Source organism: Rathayibacter sp. RFBD1, assembly GCF_002932915.1.
Classification (GTDB): Bacteria; Actinomycetota; Actinomycetes; order Actinomycetales; family Microbacteriaceae; genus Rathayibacter.
Map to the genome: position 1 here is coordinate 168,759 of NZ_PSWQ01000002.1, position 17,871 is coordinate 186,629.

The window sequence follows — 17,871 nt, forward strand, 5'->3', positions numbered from 1 at the left end:
CGATCGATCACGCGCATGCCGAGAGACCCGAGGCCGTCGACGCGCCGCTCGCCCTGGTTCACGACCTGACGCGCGAGACCGCGCCGTCGATCGTCACTCCGCTGAAACAGCGCCGCAATGAGCGCTTCAGATACTGGGGAGGTTCCAAGCTCCCTCCCACTCGATCCGAAGGTGCACGCTTGTCTCCCTCCCCCTCTCCCTCCTCTTTTAGTCGTGCCGTCCGGCTCACCGCCGCGGCAGCTGTCTGCTCCGGGCTCGCGCTCGGAGCAGCGGTGACGGCCCCTTCCGCTGCTGCGTCCGTCGCGGACGCCGCCCCGGCTCCCGCCGTCGTCGACCTGAGCATCACCGACGCACTCGCGCTCCTCGAGTCGGGGGCGACGACCTCGGTCGCCGTGACTCAGCGCTACCTCGACCGCATCGCGGCCTACGACGACCCCTACGGCGACCAGCCCGGACTCGCCGCCGTGATCCTGGCCAACCCCGACGCCCTCGCCACCGCCGCGGCCCTCGACGCCGAGCGCGCCGCGGGCTCGATCCGCGGACCTCTCCACGGCGTCCCGATCCTGGTGAAGGACAACTACGCGACCTTCGACATGCCGACCACCGCCGGCAGCGCCTCCCTGCACACCTACCGGACGGCTCTGGACTCCACCGCGGTGCAGCGTCTCCGCGACGCCGGCGCGATCATCCTCGCCAAGACGAACATGGCGGAGTTCGCGTGGCACGGCACGTACACGCTGAGCTCCGAGCGCGGGCGGACGAACAACCCGTACAACCAGGCGAACAGCGCCAGCGGATCCAGCGGCGGCACGGGAGCCGCGGTCGCCGCCGGCTACGCCCCAGCCGGGCTGGGGACCGACTCCTGCGGCTCGATCGTCGGGCCGAGCGCGCACCAGAGCCTCGTCGGGTACCGGCCGACCATGGGCCTCACCAGCGTCACCGGCATCGTGCCGTTGTCGTTGCGCCAGGACGTCTCGGGACCGATGACGACGACCGTCACCGACGCGGCCCTCCTGATGGAGGTGCTGGCCGGGTACGACCCGACCGACCCGCAGACCGTCATCGCGCAGAGCATCGACTCCGACTCCTTCGTGGCGGGGCTGAGCGACACCGCACTCGAGGGGAAGCGCATCGGCTACGTGCGCTGGGACTACGAGGAGGACCCGGCCCGCCCGGGTCTGGCCGAGACCACCGCTCTGGTCGACGCGGCGGTGGCCGACCTGCGCGCACAGGGCGCCGAGGTCGTGGAGGTGCCGGACTTCACCCGGGAGTTCGTCTCGGGCACCCTCAAGCCCGGCGGATGGATCGACATGCGGCCGAGCATCGACTCCTTCTTCGCGTCGACGGAGGCGACCTGGCCCGAGGGCCTCGACGCGCTCACCGAGCCGGCCGACGCGTTGACCTTCTCAGACGTGATCGCCGACGGGAAGTCGTCCCTGACCCAGGGCGACATCGACTACTTCCTCAGCAACGAGGACGTGCCGAACCCGGCCTACGACGCGGCCGTCGCCGAGCAGGACGCCGGCAAGGCCGCCATGGACCAGTACTTCGAGGATCACGAGCTCGACGCTCTGGCGATGCCCACGAGCGCCACCTCGGCCACCCCCGACTGGGCGGGCACGACGTTCTGCGACGTCGGAGCGAACACGGGCGTGCCGACCGTCTCGCTCCCCGCGGGCTTCACCTCCACGGGTGCGGCGGCAGGCCTCGAGCTGGCCGCTCCGCGCGGCGCCGACGCGTCGCTGCTGGCGATGTCGTACGACTACGAGCAGGCGACGCTGCACCGCGTGGCTCCGGCCTCCACTCCGGAGCTCGCCGTCACCGAGCCGACGCCCGAGCCGACCGCCACGCCGACCGCCCCGCCGGTGGAGCCGACGACGGCGCCGACCTCGGCCCCCACCACTGCGCCGACCACGGCGCCGGGCCCGCAGCCGACCGCGACGCCGAGCACGGCACCGGTCGCACCGGCGCCGACCTCGACTCCGAGGCCCGGAGCCGCCCTCGCGCACACCGGCGCCGAGGGGACGACCGGTCTGGCGGCCCTGGCCCTCGCGCTGATCACGGGAGGCGCGGGAGCCCTCGCGCTGACCGTCCGCCGCCGGCCCTCGCGCCGCTAGCCGGACCCCGCACGCAGAACGTCGGCCGAGAGCAGCCGCCCTCCACCCTCGGGGGACGGCGGGCACTCTCAGCCGACGTTCTGCGCGCGAGCGCGGGGACTACTTGCGGAACATCCGCGCCGTGGTCTCGAAGAGGCCCTTCACGGGGCGCTGCTGCTCGCCCTGCTGGGCGCCGAGGACGATGATGACGGCGGTCAGCACGGGGATGGCCCACTGGGTGACCTTCTGCACGCGGAGGGCCGTGGTCAGCTCCTGCGAGTTGTGCTCCGACGCCTCGGTCACGCCGGGGGCGCCCTCGTCGGCGTGCTTGGCCTGCGTCGCTCCGGCGACCGCGGCGATCACCGAGGCGGCACCGGCGAGCCCGGTCACGACGGTCTTGACGACGGTGTTCGTGCGGCTCTCCTGCTGGTTGGCCAGGCGGGTCTTGTTGGCGAGGACGAGTCCGATGCCGCCGACGCCGTGGGCGGCGATCGCGGCGAGCTGCACAGGGGTCCAGCGGGCCCAGCCGTTCGAGGAGAGGCGGAGGCGCTCCGCCGGGTCGGACGAGGTGGACGCGGCGCCGTTCAGGCCGACGGCGCCCATGAGCGAGCCGCCGAACCAGGCGGCGGCTCCGAGGTCGTGGAGACTGCGGACGAGGGTGTTGCGGGAGGGCATGTGGGCCTCTTCTCTGCGGCGGCGGACGCCGGCGGTGGTCGGCTGGTGCGGACTCCTCCGACGCTACGCGCGCCCTGGAACCGCGCACGGGGCTTGACCTCTCCCCCACCGACACGCTCCGCTGGAGGTCACCGACCGACCCGAGGAGCCCCGCGATGCCCACCGACGACGAGAAGCGGACGACCCGCGACGAGTTCCACGACGCCGTGAACATGACCGCGAAGGAGCTCGAGGAATGGCTCGGCACCGACGAGTCGAAGGAGGTCGGCCAGAAGCCGGAGGGCGGCGGCGAGTCCGTCGGCCACGAGAGCGGGCGCCGCATCGTCGAGCTGCTCGGCACGAAGCAGGCCGACCTGAGCGACGACGACTACGCCCACATGACGAAGGTCGTCGGCTACGTGCACCGGCACGCGAAGCAGCGTCCCTCGGGCGATGTCACCGAGACGAAGTGGCGCTACTCCCTGATGAACTGGGGCAACGACCCGCTGAAGTGACGGCCGGGCCCGGGGCGGGGTCAGGCCGTCGCGCAGCTCCCGTCGACCTCGCCGATGACGCCGTCCGTCACCGACACCACCGCGCAGTTCGGGTAGCCCCGCTGCGGCCGGTGCGCGGGGTCGAGCGCGCGGAGGATGCTCCCCAGCACCGCTCCGTGCGTCACGACCAGCACGTCCCCGTGCTCGGCCGCCGGCACGAACCGCCCGATCGCGGCCTCCACGCGGGCGCGGACGGTGGCACCGCTGTCGGCCCGGCCGGAGGGGTCGTGGCGGTGGATCGCGTCGAGCACCGAGTCGAGCCCGGCGTCGGTCATCCGCGGCCAGTCGGCGGAGGAGGGCACGTAGGAGTAGCCGTGGTCGGCGAACACCGGCTCCCAGAGCGAGGCGTTCGGCTGCCCCTCGAAGGCGCCGAAGTGCCACTCGCGGAGCTCGACCATCGGCTCGGCCTCGAGCGACGGGTGCCCGGCGAGCGCCGCCGCCGCCGTGGTGCGGGTGCGGGTGAGGTCGCTCGTGAACGCCGCGACGAGCGGCACCTCGCGCATCCGCTCGCCGAGGGCCGCCGCCTGGCGCTCGCCGCGCTCGGTCAGGGGCGAGTCGCACCAGCCCTGCAGCTGGCCGGCGACGTTGAAGAGGGTCTCGGCGTGGCGGACGAGGTGGATCGTGCCGCTCACGGGCGCTCGCTCGCGGGCGTCGTCGGGCGGGCGGGGGTGGTGCGGTGCATGCGGTTCTCCGGGGTCAGCGCGCTACTCCGGAGCGGCGCGCGCGATGTGGAGGGCCACGAAGGCGACCTCCTCGTTGGGCAGGGCGGCCTGGTACTCGGCCGCCACGAAGGAGCGCACGCGCTCGGCGGAGGCGATCGCGCGCGGGTAGCGGGCGCTGAGGCTGGTGAAGAGGAAGTCGTCCTCGCTCTCGAGCAGGCCGCCCGAGAAGAAGCGCTCGGCGAAGTACTGCAGGTGCGCCACGAAGCGGGCGGAACGGAGGTCGTCGCGGTCGAGCGCGGCTCCGCTGGAGTGCTGGATGATCGCGGTCACCGAGCGGATGAGCTGCACGATCCGGAGCGAGTCGATCCCGACCTTGCCGAGCTCCGCGTTGGCGAGGTGGAACGCGACGTTCGCGGCCTCGTCGGCGGGCAGCTCCACGTCCAGGCGCTCGCGCATCCGCTCGACCGCCCGCTCCCCCACCGCGTACTGCACGGGGTAGACCGTCCGCATCTCCCAGGCCAGCCGGTTGGCGACCGAGAGCCCGCGCCGCTGCCGCTCCACCGCGAAGTGCAGGTGGTCGGTGAGCGCGAGGTACACGTGCGGGTCGAGCTTCAGCCCCTGCTCCTCCGCGTCGGCGACGACCGCGCGGGTGAGCTCGACGAACTCCGGCGGGATCTGCGCCAGGAGCTCGACGAGGTTGCGCTGATCCGAGTCGTCCAGCGCCACGAACACCTGGTCGACGCTCGAGGGCTCGATCGCCTCGCCGGCCTTCGCTCCGAAGCCGATCCCCCTGCCCAGGAGCACGCGCTCGACGCCGCGCTCGTCGACGACGAGGACGACGCTCGAGTTGAGCACCTTCTTGATGGTCTGCATGCGTGTCTCCGTCGACGGCCGCGTCAGGGCTGGGGTGGGGGTGGCGGGGCCTCTGCCCGGAGAGCCGGACGGCGCCTCCGGGCAGAGGAGGATCATCCCAGATCCGCGCCGTTCGAGGCGATGACCTTCTGGTACCAGAAGAACGAGTCCTTCCGGTAGCGCTCGGTGCTGCCGTGGCCGAGGTCGTCCATGTCGACGTACACGAACCCGTAGCGCTTCGAGATCTGCGAGCTGGAGGCGCTGATCAGGTCGATCGGCGCCCAGCTCACGTAGCCGAGCAGCTCCACGCCCTCGTCCACGGCCTGGATCATCTGCTCGAAGTGCGCGCGGAAGTAGTCGATCCGGTACGGGTCGTGGACCCGGCCGTCCTCGGTCAGCTCGTCGCGCATACCGAGCCCGTTCTCGACGATGAACAGCGGCTTGCCGTAGCGGTCGTAGAGGTCGATCAGCGAGATCCGCAGCCCGACGGGGTCGATCTGCCAGCCCCACTCGCTCGACTCGAGGAACGGGTTCTTGACGCCGAGGACCGTGTTGCCGGGGGTGCGCTCGGCGTCGGGGCGGACCGACTCCGTCATCGACATGTAGTAGCTGAACGAGATGAAGTCGACCGGGTGCTCGCGCAGCAGCTCGACGTCGCCCGCCTCGAACGGGATCTCGACCCCGCGGCTCTCGAGCGCCCGCAGCGCCAGGCGCGGGTAGGCGCCGCCCGCCTGGACGTCGGTGCAGAGGTAGAGCATCCGCTCCTTCGCCTGCGTCGCCGCGACGTCGTCGGGGTGGCAGGTGTTGGGGTAGGTGGTCAGCATCGTGAGCATGCAGCCCATCCGCGACTCGGGCCACAGCTCCTTCAGCGTCCTCGTGACCGAGGCGGAGGCGACGAACTGGTGGTGCAGAGCCGTGTAGCAGGCCTGCTCCACGCTGCCCTCGACGGTCTCCTCGATGATCCCGCCCGAGGTGAACGGGTGGCGGATGATGCCGTCGATCTCGTTGAAGGTCAGCCACATGTCGACGAGGTGGCCGAAGCGCTCGAAGCAGGTGCGGGCGAAGCGATCGAACAGCCCGATCGTGCGGCGGTCGACCCAGCCGTTGTGCTTCAGCGCGAGCGCGAGCGGCGGGTCGTAGTGCGAGAGCGTGACCAGCGGCTCGATCCCGAGGCGCCGCATCTCGGTGAAGAGGGCGAGGTAGTAGGCGATGCCCTCCTCGAGCGGCTCCGCCTCCTCCCCCGTCGGGTAGAGGCGGGTCCAGGCGATCGAGACGCGGAGGGTGGTGAAGCCCATTTCGGCGAACAGCGCAAGGTCGCCGGGGTAGCGGCGGTAGAAGTCGATGCCGCGGCGCTTGGGGTAGTACTCGGTGTCGTCGTCGGACATCGCCGCCGTGATGCTCTCCACCGTGTTGCGGTGGTGGATCGCGTACTCCTTCGGGTCCGCCTTCGGCTTGTAGGAGGCGACGTCGCTGACCGCCGGGCCGCGCCCGCCCTCGCGCCACGCGCCCTCGACCTGGTTGGCGGCGAGGGCGCCGCCCCATCGGAATCCGTCAGGAAGCGCCATCGGCGAGCTCCTTCTCTCTCTGCGTCACGGTCATGATCCGGTCGCCGGCGGTGATCCGCTCGGCGGCCTCGACGAGCACGGTGTACTCGGCGGAGTTGGTCACGAGCACCGGGGTCGTGGTGTCGTAGCCGGCCGCGGTGATCGCGGCCAGGTCGGCGGTGAGGAGCAGCTGCCCGGCCTCGACCCGGTCGCCGACCGCGACGTGCGCCTCGAACGGCGCGCCGTCCAGCTGCACCGTGTCGATGCCGACGTGGATGAGCACCTCGACGCCGTCCGCGCGGCGGAGCCCCACGGCGTGGCGAGAGGAGAGCAGCGCGATGACCTCGCCCGCGAACGGCGCCCGGACGGCTCCGTCGGCGGGGCGGATCGCCAGCCCCTCGCCGAGCACGCCGGCCGAGAACACGGGGTCCGGCACCTCCGAGAGGGGGATGACGGAGCCGGTGAGCGGCGCCTGCAGCGCGAGCGGGCTCCCGGCGTCGGCCGCCACGTCGCCGAGCGCCTGGACGCTGGCGGAGGCGTCGTCGCGCCAGATGACGAAGGAGACGACGAACGAGACGGCGACCGAGATCAGCAGGCCGATCACGGCGTTGAGCAGGTTCCAGGGGTTCAGCCCGTCGATGAACATCGAGATGCTGGCGACGCCGGGGCTGACCAGCGCGAACGCGGCGACCTGCGTGGCGCCGATGTAGGCGCCTCCGACGACGCTGCCCGTGATGACGGAGACCAGGGCGCGCTTGTTCTGCAGCGTGACGCCGTAGAGCGCCGGCTCGGTGATCCCGAAGAGGGCCGAGAGGCCGCCCGAGAAGGCGGTGGCGCGGAGGGTCGCGCTCTTGGTGCGCAGGGCGATCGCGAGGCTGGAGCCCGCCTCCGCCGCGTTGTGGGCGAGCGAGGAGGCGAGGTAGAAGGTGTCCTTGCCCGCGCTGGCCATCGTCGCGATGGTCGGCGGGATGAACGCCTTGTGCATGCCGACCGAGATGATCAGCGGGAGCACGCCGGCCAGCAGCGCGACGGCCACCCAGCCGAGCGCCCCGTAGAGGCCGATCATCGCGCCGGTGAGCATCGAGCCGAGCCAGTAGCCGAGGGGGCCGAGCAGGAAGATCGTGGCCGGGGCGACGATCACGAGGCACATCAGCGGCACGTAGAACGTGCGGATCGGGCCCCACGAGTGCTTCGTGAAGAAGCGCTCGACGACCGAGAGCAGCAGCACGGCCAGGATGGCCGGGAACACCTGGGCGTTGTAGGCGATGACCGGCACCGGGATGCCGAAGAGCGCGACGCCGCCCTCCTGGTTGAGCAGCGTCGTGAACGCCGGGAAGACCAGGACGCCGACGAGCCCGAGCGCGAGCGGCCGGTTCACGTCGAGCTTCTTCGCGCTCGTGTACGCGACGAGCAGCGGCAGGAAGCCGAACACCGCGTCCGGGATGGCGGACAGCAGCTTGAAGTTGTCGGAGGCCGGGTCGAGCCAGCCCAGCGCCGAGGCGAGGACGAGGAACGACTTGAAGATGCCGGCGCCCGCGATGGCCGGGATGATCGGCGTGAACACGCTGACCACGAAGTCCATGATCGTCGCACCGAGGCGCTTGAGGGACCGCGGCTGCTTCGCCTGCTCCGCGGATGCGGTGGTGCCGCCGCGCAGCTTCTCGACCGCCGCGTACATCTCGCTGACGCCGCTGCCGACGATGACCTGCGTCTGCGGGCCGGTGACGACGCCGATCACGCCGGGCACCGCCTTCAACGCCTCGACGTCGGCCTTCGCGTCGTCCGCCAGCGCGAACCGCAGACGGGTCGAGCAGTGCTGCAGCTTCGCCACGTTGGCGGCGCCGCCGACGTGCTCGAGGATCGCCTTCGCGCTCTCCTGGGTACTCATCGGTACTCCTCCGGGTGTGTGGGGACGCGCGCTTCCCTGCGCTGTGCTGCCCGGCCGTCCGTCGCCGTCCCCGCCCCCCTCCGGCACCGTCATCGGTGCTCCGGCGGAGCGTCAGGAGGCGTCCGGGCACAAAAAAAGGACCCGACGACGCTCATTACGCGTTTCGTCGGATCCTGCCTGCACGACCAGTCACATGTCCGAGAGCGAACGTAACACGGGGGTGGGTGGGGCGTCAAAGAGGGAGGGCGTGCGCACGGCCATCGCGTACGGGCGGTTGTCGCACCGGTGTCGGCATGATGGACACGTGGACACTCTCGACGTCGTTGCGGCGGTCATTAGCGATCGCGGCCGTATTCTTGCCTGCCGTCGGCGGGCGGACAAGGCGGCTGGCGGGCTCTGGGAATTTCCCGGCGGCAAGAGAGAACCTGGCGAAACGGCTGAAGTCGCCCTCGCGAGGGAGATCCGCGAGGAGCTGAGCGTGGAGATCGAGGTCGGCCCCAAGCTGACGTCAGACGAAACGGAGGTCGGCACTCTCACCATTCGGTTGCACTGCTTCCGAGCCGTGGTTCGTGGCCCACGCCCCACGGAGAGCACCGACCACGACCAACTCCTCTGGCTCCTTCCGAGCGAACTCCCCGGACTGGAGTGGGCCCACCCCGATCTGCCGGCCGTTCGGCTTCTTTCCTCTACGGATCGATGAGGTCGAAGCCCTCGTCAGACCTGAACGCTGTGATGATCGAGAGGCTGCGGATGAGATCCAGCATGTCCGCTTCCGGGCGACCGGGAAGCAGGATGACGGGGACTGCCGCGTAGCCCTCGCGCTGCGCAAGATGGGCATAGTCGAGCACCTGCCCGATGGCCATGCGGACGAAGGACCGGGCGGTCGACTTCTTGGCTTCGACAATCCAGCCGCTCGATCGGACATAGAGGTCCGGCTCGACCCGTGAGCTGCCGACCGGGAGCGTCAGACGACTGGGCGGCGTGCCGTTCTCGGTCAGCCAGAGCCCAAAGTCGGACTGCAGCTCGAACTCGATTCGGGAGACGACCCGGTCATCGAGAGGGCTGACATCCGCACCCGCGATGACGATGTCGGAGTGCTCGGGAGGCGTCCAGTCGCCGAGCGAGGCAGCGGACTCCTGCGTGCCACCGTAGGTCGGCAGCCGAGTGATGTCCGCCGCAAGCGGCAGGAGAGTGAAGATGATGCCGCGTCGCTGCGTCCCTTCGGTGTCCGGGATGATCTCCCACCGGTAGGTCGGAGTCCCCGTCGTGAAGGCACCGATGTAGGTCACGCTCGTTCCCTGCACCGTGAAGAGTCGAAGCACCCGCCCATCCTGTGCCGCGTCCCGGAGAGCCCTGTTGCCGCGAAGAAAAACCTGGTCACCGACCTGCCCTTCTCCCGTGTAGGAGTAGGACCCGTCCTCGCGAAGTCCCTCGAACCGGTCGTAGCCGTATCGAGCTCCCTTCGCCGGATCGGTGAAGATGAAGATTTCACGGAGCGCTCGCGGCGTCACGATTCCCTGCTGCTGCTGCCCTCCGTATGCGCGGTGAATATCACGTCGGAGGACCTGGTCGCCCACTTCCAAGGTGAACCGACGCTCGGTGGTGTCTCGTCGAAGTAGACGGGAGCGGACAGCCTCCGCCTGCTCTTCGGTCAGATCCCACCGGGATTCCTCAGCGGGAAGAGTTCCGTAGGAGGAGCGGAGGAGGCTTCGGATTCGACGCTGAGAAACGCCTAGTTCAAGTGAGAGTGTGGCGGGAGTAACGGGAGGCATCTCGCGAGACTAGAAATGCTCGGAGCACGTTCTGTCGAGATGCACTCGTGTTAGCGACAGAGTTACTCATTTTGCGTAAGTGCTGAACTTTGTGCCGCATGGGTCCCAGAAAAGAGGTCACGGAAGAGACCATTACTCACTATTGTCGTAGTTGAAAGACGCTACTGCGGTCGCGTCTGCCGCTGTTGCGGCGTCGGGACGACCCTCCATCAGAGGAAAGAGGTTCTCCCCCTCACTCCCCGCACCCCGCCAGCACCGCCTCCGACGCCGCCCGGTCCCGCGCGTCGATCCCGAGCCCATAGACGCTGAGCACTTCCACGAACTGCTCCACATACCCGCAGCGCAGCTCCGCGGCCGGTGGCAGCCACTCCCCCGGGCCGGCGTCGCTCTTCGCGCGGTTGGTCTGCTCGGACGCGGCGACGAGGTTCGCGGGGTCGTTCGCGAAGGCGAGGCGCTGGTCGTCCGTCCACGACCAGGCGCCGTGGTGCCACGCCCAGCCGAGGGCGACGACGTGGTCGATCTGCACCAGGCGGGAGGTGTCGGTCCCGGAGACGAAGGCGACCGAGGCGCCATCGTAGGGGTCGATCAGGGTGCCGGTGAGGACCTTGCAGTCGCGGGTGCCGGGCTTGAAATTGGGGCCGAGCAGGTCGCGGCCGAGGACGTCGTTGCGGGTGTCGCAGCCGTTGCGGTCGACGTCCGACCACGCCTGCCCGAAGAGGTCGCGGTCGTAGGGGACGGCGGCGGGGCCCTCGACCGAGGGGAGAGCGGCCAGCGTCGCGAGGGACGGAGTGGACGGCTCCGCTTCCGGAGCGGACGGCTCCGCTTCCGGAGCGGACGGCTCCGTTTCCGGAGTGGACGGCTCCGTTTCCGGAGCGGACGGCTCGACGTCCGCCGAGGGGCTGCTCGGCGCGGGAGCAGCCGGACTGCTCGACGCCGCAGAAGCACCGGCCGAGGAGGACACCGCCTCCGGTCCGCCTCCTCCCGCCGTGTCCGACAGCGCGACGGCGGCGACGGCGAGCGCCGCAGCCCCCAGCAGGGCGAGGATCATTCCGGCCCGTCGACGAGCGCGCCGACGCACAGGGGCGGCCGACCAGTGGCGCATGATCGACCCCTCCTGCGATGAGACCCGCGATGCGGTCGACGCGACGCGCCTCCTCAGTATGCGGAGTGACCCGCTCCGGGCTCGACGGTCGGGCGGAGCGTCGGGAACGGGGCGGCCGCGCGGAGCGACGGCGTCGACGGCCGGGATCGAGCCTCCCGGAGGCCACCTCGTCGCGCCCGCGCCGGCGACCCGCGCCTGCTTGACTGCTCCCATGGAGATCTTCATCGGAGTGGTCGGCCTGCTCGGCGGGCTGGTCATCGCCGGGCTCGCGGTCGTCGCGGTGGTCATCGGACGGCGGCGGGCGGTGCCGGCGTCGCTGGTCGACGTCGAGGTGCGGCTGACGCACGCCGGGGACGACTGGTGGCGGGTGGGCGCGCGGGTGCGCAACTCCGGCCGGTCGCTCGTGCCGGTGACGAGCTACAGCGACGGGCGGCCGATCTCGGTCGATCTCGGCGGGGCCGTGTCGGCGGAGTGGTACGGGGCGGCTCCCCGGTCGGACGCGTGGCGGATCGATCCGGCGGTCGGGCTCCTGCTCGGACCCGTCGCGCTGGAGCGCGGGGCCGACCTGGGGGCGACGATCGTCGTTCGCGGGCGGCCGCAGGTGCGGATCGACGCGCCGCTGCGCTACGTGCCGGTGCGCGAGAACGTGATCGAGTCGCAGACGCCGGACGCCGCTCCGGTCTGGGGCGTGTCCGAGGCCGCGGCCGCTCCGGCAGCAGCGCCGGCGTCGGCTCCCCCTGCGCCGATCCGTCCGCGTCAGCAGCGTCCGAGGGACGCCGACCCGTCACGTCCCGAGCGTGAGAGCGTCCTCCGCGGCGGCTTCGGAGTGTGGGCGGCGATGATCGCGGGCGGCGCAGGAGCCGTCGGCGTCGCGATCGGGATCGCCCTCGAGCTGGCCGGCGTCGAGGCGTCGGGGCTGGGCGGCGCGGGCATCATCCTGATCGCGGCCGGCTTCCTCGGCCTCGTCGGCACCCTCGTGATCCGGCTGCTGCGCCGCTGGCTCGAGCCGCCGGCCCTCTGGCGGACGCCTGCGCAGCGCCTCCGCCGTCCCGGGACGATCACCGTCCTCATCCTGAGCTACGCCGGGCTGGCGCTGTTCTGCACCGAGTTCGCGGCTCAGTCGGTGACCGGCGACACGACCTGGGTGGCCGGTGTCGCCGTGCTGATGCTGATCGCCGCGCTGATCGGCATGGGACTCGTCGGGTTCCTCCGCCTGGTGGTCCTGCTCGGCGTGCGCCGGGCCTCCCGGGAGACCCCGTGACCCGAGAGGTCGTCGTCGTCGGAGCCGGCCTGGTCGGAGCGGCGACAGCCCGCGCCCTCACCGAGCGCGGCGATCGCGTGGTGCTCGTCGAGCAGTTCGAGCGGGGCCACGACCGCGGCTCGTCCCACGGCGAGACGCGCATCTTCCGCCGCGGATACCTCGAGGACGACTACCGCGCCCTCACCGGACGGGCCGGGCGCGCCTGGGCACGGCTGGAGGCCGAGACCGGCCGCCGCCTGCTGCACCCGGTCGGCGCGATCGACCACGGCGACCCCGCCGTCCTGGCCGCCGTCGAGGCTGTCCTCCTGCGCGACGGGATCACCGTGGTGCGGATCGGGGCGGACGAGGCGCAGCGGCGCTGGCCGGGACTCCGCTTCGAGACAGACGTCCTGCTGCACCCCGAGGGCGGACGCCTCGACGCGGCGGCCGCGATCGACGCGATGCTCGACTCCGCCCTCGGACGCGGCGCTGTCCTCCGGACGCGGACGCGAGTGCTGGGCATCGAGGAGCGCCGACGACGTGCGCGTGCTGACCACCGACGGCGCCCTCGACGCGGACGCGGTCGTCGTGGCCGGCGGATCCTGGACGCCGCCGCTCGTGGACGGCCTCGTCCGCGCGGCCGGCCGACGCCTCCCTCCGCTGCGCGTCACACAGGAGCAGCCCGCGCACTTCGCGACCGACCTGCCCCTCGACTCCTGGCCGAGCTTCGCCCACCACCGCCCCGGCCTGCCCGTCGTCTACGGGCTCGCGACGCCCGGAGTCGGGGTGAAGGTGGGCGAGCACGGCACCGGTGTCGTCGTCGATCCGGACGAGCGCACCTTCGAGCCCGAGCCCCGAGCGCTCGCCCGCCTCGTCGGCTACATCGCGGAGTGGATCCCGGGCGTGGACGCGGAGAGCGCCGCTCCGATCAGCTGCCTCTACGACAGCACGCCCGGCGAGGACTTCGTGCTCGACCGCGTGGGACGCGTGACTCTGGCGACCGGCTTCTCGGGGCACGGCTTCACGTTCGGCCCGGTCCTGGGCGAGCTGCTCGCGGACCTCGTCGCCGGCGGAGCGGCGCGGGAGCGGTTCCAGCTGCTGTCGGCGTGAGGGGCGGGTGCGTCCGGAGGAGCGGCTTCCGACCGGGGAGCAGCGGGTGCTCCCGGGAGGCGGATTCCGATCCTGCAGCGGATGCTCAGCGGCCTGCGGGGCCTGTCCCGCGCTGCTCGCGGCCGTCCGGGTCGAGGAGGACGGCGTCGTCCCAGCCGCTCGCCGCGTCCGTCGTACGGGCCTTCGCCGGCGGGCGCCGCGCGACCGCGACGACGATCAGCGCCCCCAGCATCACCAGGGCGGCGGTCTGGAGCGGCGGCGCGACCATCGCGAGCGCCTGCCGCACGTAGAGCTCCGGCGGGACCGTGATCGAGTCGCCCTGGTACTGGTTCGGCAGCAGGAGGACGACGACCGGGAGCGCGAGCACTGCGGCCCAGAGGACGACGGTGACCGCGATGGCGGCGGCCCAGAGCAGGCGGACCCGCGTCATCAGCGGGGAGCCCTCAGCAGCGGGACCACGACCGCCAGGCCGAGCGCGATCAGGCCGACGGTGAGGAACGGTCCGATCGCGTTGTCGCTGAGCACGCGGAGGTACTGCTCGGGCCCGAAGGCGCTCTGCGACGGCGAGTAGTCGTACCAGCTGTGGGAGCTGTTCCAGAGGGCGAGGAGTCCGACGAGGACGCTCACGGCGCCGACGACCCCCAGGGCTCCGGCGATGCGGCGCGTGGGGACGGCGGGGCGGGTGTCAGGGCCTGTGTCGGCGTCGGTCGCGTCGCGACGGTCGCCGGAGTCGGGTGCCGCGTCGCGGGGAGCGGGGTCGGGTTCGGCGGGAAGCGGGACGGTCGGCTCGGTCGGGAGTGGGACTGTCGGCTCTGCGGGTCGGGGCGCGGTCGGCTCCGCGGGTGTCGGGACGGCCCGCACCGCCGCTCTCGCGCGCTCCGGAGCGGTCCGTCGGCCGGAGACTCGGGAGCCCGTCGGGCCGCCGACCGATCGCACGTCCTCCTGATCGGGAGCGGACCCGCCGCCTCTCCGGACAGCCGATCGCCCGGTGCCCGCAGCCCCGCCCGACAGGAACGGGGAGCGGAGGCGCTCCTCGCCGCTGCCGCGCCGCTCGGCTTCGCGTCCGTCGTAGCCGCGCTGGAAGCCCGCGTGGTAGCGCGGGTCGGTGCCGCCCTCGTCCGTCCCGCCGCTCTCGCGTGGGGAGCCGTCCGCTCCGGTGCTCCGCGCCATGCCGTCCCCCGCTTCGTGCAGTCGGGCCATCATGTCGCACCTCGCCCGCTGCGGGGAGGTGCCGGGCGGAGCTCGGGGTGCGGTCGACAAAGGCGGGGGTTCAGCGCCCGGCCGCGGTGGTGCGGGACGGGAGGCTGACGATCCCCGCTCCGACCAGCAGCAGGCCGATCGTCACCGCCGTCAGCGCCGGCCAGCCACCGGCTCCGACGGCCAGGCCGAGTAGCCAGCCGCCGGCGGCCGAGCCCGCGTAGAAGGCGATCGTGTAGACCGCGCCGGCGTGCCCGCGGAGTGCCGGAGCCGCGCGCGCTCCCGTCCAGGCGGCGCCGGTCGCGTGCAGGGCGAAGAAGCCGGCCGTGAAGACGAGGAGTCCCGCGATCACCACGGCGACGTTCTCGGCGAGCATCACCAGCAGTCCGACGATCATCAGGGCGACGCCGATCCGCATGACGAGGCGGGGGCCGATCCGCGGCCCCCATCTCCCCGCGAGCCGGGAGGAGACGGTTCCCGCGAGGTAGGCGGCGAAGAGGAGGGAGACGAGCGCGGGCGCCAGCGCGAACGGCGGCGCCTCGAGCCGGAACGCCAGGTAGTTGTAGACCGCGACGAACACGCCGACCGCGAGGAACGTCTGCAGCGCGATCGCGACGAGCATCGGATCGCGGAGCACCTGCGCCGTCTTCGCTCGCCAGCCGCCGGGGGCCGCCTCGCGCGCGCCGCCGCCCCGGGGCGCGAGCACGGCGAAGACGATCGCCGCCGCCGCGCAGACGGCCGTCACGACGAGCAGGGCTCCGCGCCATCCGAGCGCCGCCGCGAGCGGTCCGGCGAGCAGGCGTCCGGCGGCACCGCCGATCGTGGTCCCGGAGACGTACGCCGTCGCGGCGGCCGTCGCTCCGGCGCCTCCGACCCGGTCGTGGATCGCCGCGACGGCGAGGGCCGGGACGGCACCCAGTGCCGCTCCCCCGAGGAAGCGCAGGACGAGGAGGAGCTCGAAGGTCGGGGCGACGCAGGCGAGCAGCGCCAGGACCACGGACGTGAGGACCGCGATCCGCATGGATTCGAGCCGTCCGATGCGCTCGGCCGCCGAGGCCCACGGCAGCACTGAGAGCGCCAGTCCGAGGGTCGCGGCCGAGACGGTGAGCGCGGCGTCGGACGGGGCGAGGGCCCACTCCCGCGCGAGCTGCGGGAGGACGCTCTGCACGGCGTAGAGCTCGGCGAAGGTCGCGACTCCGGCGGCGAGGAGGGCGATGGTCAGCCGCCGCTGCGAGAAGGGTGCCGCTGCGCGCATCGGTCGGGTGCGTGCGGCGGTGCTCATGGTTCCGACGGTAGACCGCCCACGGTTGCATGACTAATGTCCTTTCTCGTACTGTTCATGCGTTCTGGTCATGTCCGGATCTAGGGTGGTGGCGTGTCCGACGACTGGCCCGCGACCCTCCGCCTCCTGCCCCTGCTCGTCGCGGTCGCCCAGACCGGGAGCGTGACGGCGGCGGCCGCCGAGCTCGGGATCCCGCAGCCGACCGCGAGCCGGTCGCTCGCCCGGCTGTCCGCTCTGGTCGGCACTCCCCTGGTCCGCCGGGAGGGCCGCGGGGTGGTGCTGACGGAGGCGGGGACCCGTCTCGCCGAGGCCGCTCAGGACGGCATGTCGGTGATCCGCGCCGGGCTCGCGGAGGTGCGGCAGGCGGGCGACGTGGAGCACGGCCGGATCGACCTCGCCTTCCAGACGCTCCTCGGGGAGAGCTTCGTGCCGGATGTGATCCGCCGGTTCCGCCGACGTTGGCCGCAGGTGGGCTTCGGGCTCCGTCACGGCTCCCGAGCCCTCTGCCTGAGGGCCGTGGCGGAGGGCGAGTCCGAGCTGGCGATCGTCGCGGATCCGCCCGATCTCCCCGGAACCACCACGACGACCCTCTACTCGGAGCCTCTTCTCGCGGTCGTGGACCCCCGTCATCCGCTGGCCTCGCGGCGCTCGGTCACGGTCGAGGACCTCCGCGGCCTCGACCTGATCATGCTGGCGCCCGGCTACGGCCTCCACGAGTCGGCCCGGCGCCTGCTCGCCGTGGACGGCCGCGACCCGGTGCCGGCGTTCGAGGTCGGCGACTACCGCGCCGCCCGAGGACTCGCGGCAGCCGGCCTCGGACTCACGATCCTGCCGCCGAGCCCGTCCTCGGTCGACGACGACGTCCGCGAGATCCCGATCGACGATCCGGGCGCGAGCCGTGAGATCGGTGTGCTCGCCCGCGACACCGGGAACCCGGTCGTCCCCGAGTTCCTGCGGGCCCTGCACGCCGCGGCGGCCGCCCGGCGCCGGTGACCGCTGCTCGGCTCTGCTGTCAAGCACAGGAAGCGGAGGCCCTTCGTGCAGCAAGCTTCGAGAGGATCCCCGCACCGCCAGCGACACCCCCCTCCCCCCGCTCCTGCACCACGTCACCGAGGACGGCCCCGGTCATGATCCTTCTCCGCACCCACGCCAACCGCTGGACCGCGCGCGCCCGCCGCAGCGGCGTCGTCCTCGGCATCATCACCCTGGTCTCCGATCTCCCCCGCCCGGCCTACCGGACGGTCCGCCTCGATCCGACGAGCGGTGAGCGCGTCCTGCTCCGCGACACCGCCGAGCTCGAGGAGGCCTTCGCCGTGCTCCTCGCCGGGCTCGAGCGCTCGCGCATCGCGGCCTCGGCGCCCCCGGCCGAGTCGGCTCCCCTGTGCGCCCCGGTCGACGCGCCCGTCGCAGACGAGGACGACCTCGAGGAAGCCGCCTGACCCGACGGCGTCCTTGCGGGGAGACCCTCACCGCGCATCAGGCGCCGAGCTCTCCGCCCGCCTCCTTCACACTCGACGTGTCGGATCGACGTGCCGTGACACCTCGACCGGCGGATCCGTCCTCGGCAGGTCCCGCGGACCGATGACGCGTCGGAGCCGGGCCGACCTGCGCGACCGCAGGAGAGCCCGGCGCCAGCGCGGATCGGTGCGGGCCCGGAGGTGGGGGTCGAGCGGGCGGAAGCCTCCCGCGGTCCGCTCCTCGATCAGCACGATCGTCGCGGTCGCGAGGTGCAGTCTCCGGACCGGCTCCCTCTCGGGATGCGGATGTCCGGAGCGCGTGCGGAGCTGCTGCTCCAGCTGCTCCGGATCGGCGGACCACCAGGTGCTGACGCCGACGCGTCCATCGGGGAGAGGGAAGCGCTCGGTGATGCGGTACGGGAGGCCGTGCTCGGTCATGCAGTAGTGCCTTTCGAGGAGAG

General features: G+C 72.2%; 17 protein-coding genes and 1 pseudogene. 7 read left to right on the plus strand and 11 right to left on the minus strand.

Annotated elements, in window-relative coordinates:
- The first annotated feature begins 272 nt into the window (after positions 1-272).
- Positions 273-2,117 carry an amidase family protein gene (locus tag C5D50_RS00920; RefSeq protein ID WP_258069515.1) on the plus strand — a complete coding sequence of 615 codons (1,845 nt, stop codon included), beginning with the start codon at positions 273-275 and terminating at the stop codon, positions 2,115-2,117.
- Positions 2,118-2,216: 99 nt separating this feature from the next.
- On the opposite strand, the gene C5D50_RS00925 is transcribed toward C5D50_RS00920, so the two are convergent.
- Positions 2,217-2,771, minus strand: coding sequence for a hypothetical protein (locus tag C5D50_RS00925; RefSeq protein ID WP_104225963.1), 555 nt, complete (start codon positions 2,769-2,771; stop codon positions 2,217-2,219).
- A gap of 155 nt (positions 2,772-2,926) precedes the next feature.
- Between C5D50_RS00925 and C5D50_RS00930 the strand changes: the two genes are divergently transcribed.
- A complete protein-coding gene (locus tag C5D50_RS00930; RefSeq protein WP_104282476.1) occupies positions 2,927-3,265 on the plus strand; it encodes a DUF3140 domain-containing protein in 339 nt (112 codons plus the stop codon).
- Between the two features lie 20 nt (positions 3,266-3,285).
- Here the strand turns inward: C5D50_RS00930 and C5D50_RS00935 are convergent, their stop codons facing one another.
- The 4 genes from C5D50_RS00935 to C5D50_RS00950 all read right to left on the minus strand — a co-directional run bounded on the left by C5D50_RS00935 (position 3,286) and on the right by C5D50_RS00950 (position 8,250).
- Positions 3,286-3,936 (minus strand): histidine phosphatase family protein, encoded by a 651-nt coding sequence (locus C5D50_RS00935; protein ID WP_104282477.1) that lies wholly within the window; start codon positions 3,934-3,936, stop codon positions 3,286-3,288.
- A gap of 72 nt (positions 3,937-4,008) precedes the next feature.
- Entirely contained in the window at positions 4,009-4,839 is an 831-nt protein-coding gene (locus tag C5D50_RS00940) for a PRD domain-containing protein (RefSeq protein ID WP_104282480.1), read from the minus strand.
- A gap of 92 nt (positions 4,840-4,931) precedes the next feature.
- On the minus strand, positions 4,932-6,383 hold the full coding sequence (locus C5D50_RS00945) for a glycoside hydrolase family 1 protein (protein ID WP_104282481.1): 1,452 nt from the start codon (positions 6,381-6,383) through the stop codon (positions 4,932-4,934).
- Complete coding sequence (locus C5D50_RS00950) at positions 6,370-8,250, minus strand: beta-glucoside-specific PTS transporter subunit IIABC (protein WP_104282482.1); 1,881 nt, start codon at positions 8,248-8,250, stop codon at positions 6,370-6,372. The genes C5D50_RS00945 and C5D50_RS00950 overlap by 14 nt, the downstream gene beginning before the upstream one ends.
- A gap of 304 nt (positions 8,251-8,554) precedes the next feature.
- On the opposite strand from C5D50_RS00950, the gene C5D50_RS00955 reads away from it, so the two are divergent.
- Positions 8,555-8,950 (plus strand): (deoxy)nucleoside triphosphate pyrophosphohydrolase, encoded by a 396-nt coding sequence (locus C5D50_RS00955; protein ID WP_258069516.1) that lies wholly within the window; start codon positions 8,555-8,557, stop codon positions 8,948-8,950.
- Here C5D50_RS00955 and C5D50_RS00960 read toward each other — a convergent pair.
- Together C5D50_RS00960 and C5D50_RS00965 are read right to left on the minus strand one after the other, a co-directional pair.
- Positions 8,937-9,827: a hypothetical protein gene (locus C5D50_RS00960; RefSeq protein ID WP_258069517.1), complete on the minus strand. Its 891-nt coding sequence runs from the start codon at positions 9,825-9,827 to the stop codon at positions 8,937-8,939. The genes C5D50_RS00955 and C5D50_RS00960 overlap by 14 nt on opposite strands.
- Before the next feature lie 427 nt (positions 9,828-10,254).
- The gene (locus C5D50_RS00965) at positions 10,255-11,070 is read right to left on the minus strand and encodes an HNH endonuclease family protein (protein ID WP_104282485.1); all 816 of its coding nucleotides are present in this window, start codon (positions 11,068-11,070) and stop codon (positions 10,255-10,257) included.
- Between the two features lie 265 nt (positions 11,071-11,335).
- Here C5D50_RS00965 and C5D50_RS00970 point away from each other — a divergent pair, with 265 nt between their 5' ends.
- Entirely contained in the window at positions 11,336-12,385 is a 1,050-nt protein-coding gene (locus C5D50_RS00970) for a hypothetical protein (RefSeq protein WP_104282486.1), read from the plus strand.
- Positions 12,382-13,474: pseudogene (locus C5D50_RS00975) on the plus strand (FAD-dependent oxidoreductase). The gene C5D50_RS00970 and the pseudogene C5D50_RS00975 overlap by 4 nt, the downstream one beginning before the upstream one ends.
- An 85-nt stretch (positions 13,475-13,559) precedes the next feature.
- On the opposite strand, the gene C5D50_RS00980 reads toward C5D50_RS00975, so the two are convergent.
- The 3 genes from C5D50_RS00980 to C5D50_RS00990 all read right to left on the minus strand — a co-directional run bounded on the left by C5D50_RS00980 (position 13,560) and on the right by C5D50_RS00990 (position 15,953).
- The gene (locus tag C5D50_RS00980; RefSeq protein WP_104224071.1) at positions 13,560-13,904 is read right to left on the minus strand and encodes a hypothetical protein; all 345 of its coding nucleotides are present in this window, start codon (positions 13,902-13,904) and stop codon (positions 13,560-13,562) included.
- Positions 13,904-14,101, minus strand: a complete 198-nt coding sequence (locus C5D50_RS16270) for a hypothetical protein (RefSeq protein ID WP_146086858.1) — start codon at positions 14,099-14,101, stop codon at positions 13,904-13,906. Before C5D50_RS16270 ends, C5D50_RS00980 begins: the two co-directional genes overlap by 1 nt.
- A 643-nt stretch (positions 14,102-14,744) precedes the next feature.
- Complete coding sequence (locus C5D50_RS00990; RefSeq protein ID WP_104282488.1) at positions 14,745-15,953, minus strand: MFS transporter; 1,209 nt, start codon at positions 15,951-15,953, stop codon at positions 14,745-14,747.
- A 93-nt stretch (positions 15,954-16,046) separates the two neighbouring features.
- Between C5D50_RS00990 and C5D50_RS00995 the strand changes: the two genes are divergently transcribed.
- Positions 16,047-16,946 (plus strand): LysR family transcriptional regulator, encoded by a 900-nt coding sequence (locus C5D50_RS00995; protein ID WP_104239291.1) that lies wholly within the window; start codon positions 16,047-16,049, stop codon positions 16,944-16,946.
- 134 nt (positions 16,947-17,080) lie between these two features.
- Positions 17,081-17,392 carry a hypothetical protein gene (locus C5D50_RS01000; protein ID WP_104282489.1) on the plus strand — a complete coding sequence of 104 codons (312 nt, stop codon included), beginning with the start codon at positions 17,081-17,083 and terminating at the stop codon, positions 17,390-17,392.
- 66 nt (positions 17,393-17,458) lie between these two features.
- Here the strand turns inward: C5D50_RS01000 and C5D50_RS01005 are convergent, their stop codons facing one another.
- Complete coding sequence (locus C5D50_RS01005; protein WP_104239289.1) at positions 17,459-17,848, minus strand: hypothetical protein; 390 nt, start codon at positions 17,846-17,848, stop codon at positions 17,459-17,461.
- Positions 17,849-17,871: the final 23 nt, after the last annotated feature.

Coding starts and splice junctions, on each gene's coding strand:
- C5D50_RS00925 (WP_104225963.1), bottom strand. CDS start 2,771: ATGCCCTCCCGCAACACCCTCGTCCGCAGTCTCCACGACCTCGGAGCC.
- C5D50_RS00930 (WP_104282476.1), top strand. CDS start 2,927: ATGCCCACCGACGACGAGAAGCGGACGACCCGCGACGAGTTCCACGAC.
- C5D50_RS00940 (WP_104282480.1), bottom strand. CDS start 4,839: ATGCAGACCATCAAGAAGGTGCTCAACTCGAGCGTCGTCCTCGTCGTC.
- C5D50_RS00945 (WP_104282481.1), bottom strand. CDS start 6,383: ATGGCGCTTCCTGACGGATTCCGATGGGGCGGCGCCCTCGCCGCCAAC.
- C5D50_RS00950 (WP_104282482.1), bottom strand. CDS start 8,250: ATGAGTACCCAGGAGAGCGCGAAGGCGATCCTCGAGCACGTCGGCGGC.
- C5D50_RS00965 (WP_104282485.1), bottom strand. CDS start 11,070: ATGATCCTCGCCCTGCTGGGGGCTGCGGCGCTCGCCGTCGCCGCCGTC.
- C5D50_RS00970 (WP_104282486.1), top strand. CDS start 11,336: ATGGAGATCTTCATCGGAGTGGTCGGCCTGCTCGGCGGGCTGGTCATC.
- C5D50_RS00980 (WP_104224071.1), bottom strand. CDS start 13,904: ATGACGCGGGTCCGCCTGCTCTGGGCCGCCGCCATCGCGGTCACCGTC.
- C5D50_RS00990 (WP_104282488.1), bottom strand. CDS start 15,953: ATGAGCACCGCCGCACGCACCCGACCGATGCGCGCAGCGGCACCCTTC.
- C5D50_RS01000 (WP_104282489.1), top strand. CDS start 17,081: ATGATCCTTCTCCGCACCCACGCCAACCGCTGGACCGCGCGCGCCCGC.
- C5D50_RS01005 (WP_104239289.1), bottom strand. CDS start 17,848: ATGACCGAGCACGGCCTCCCGTACCGCATCACCGAGCGCTTCCCTCTC.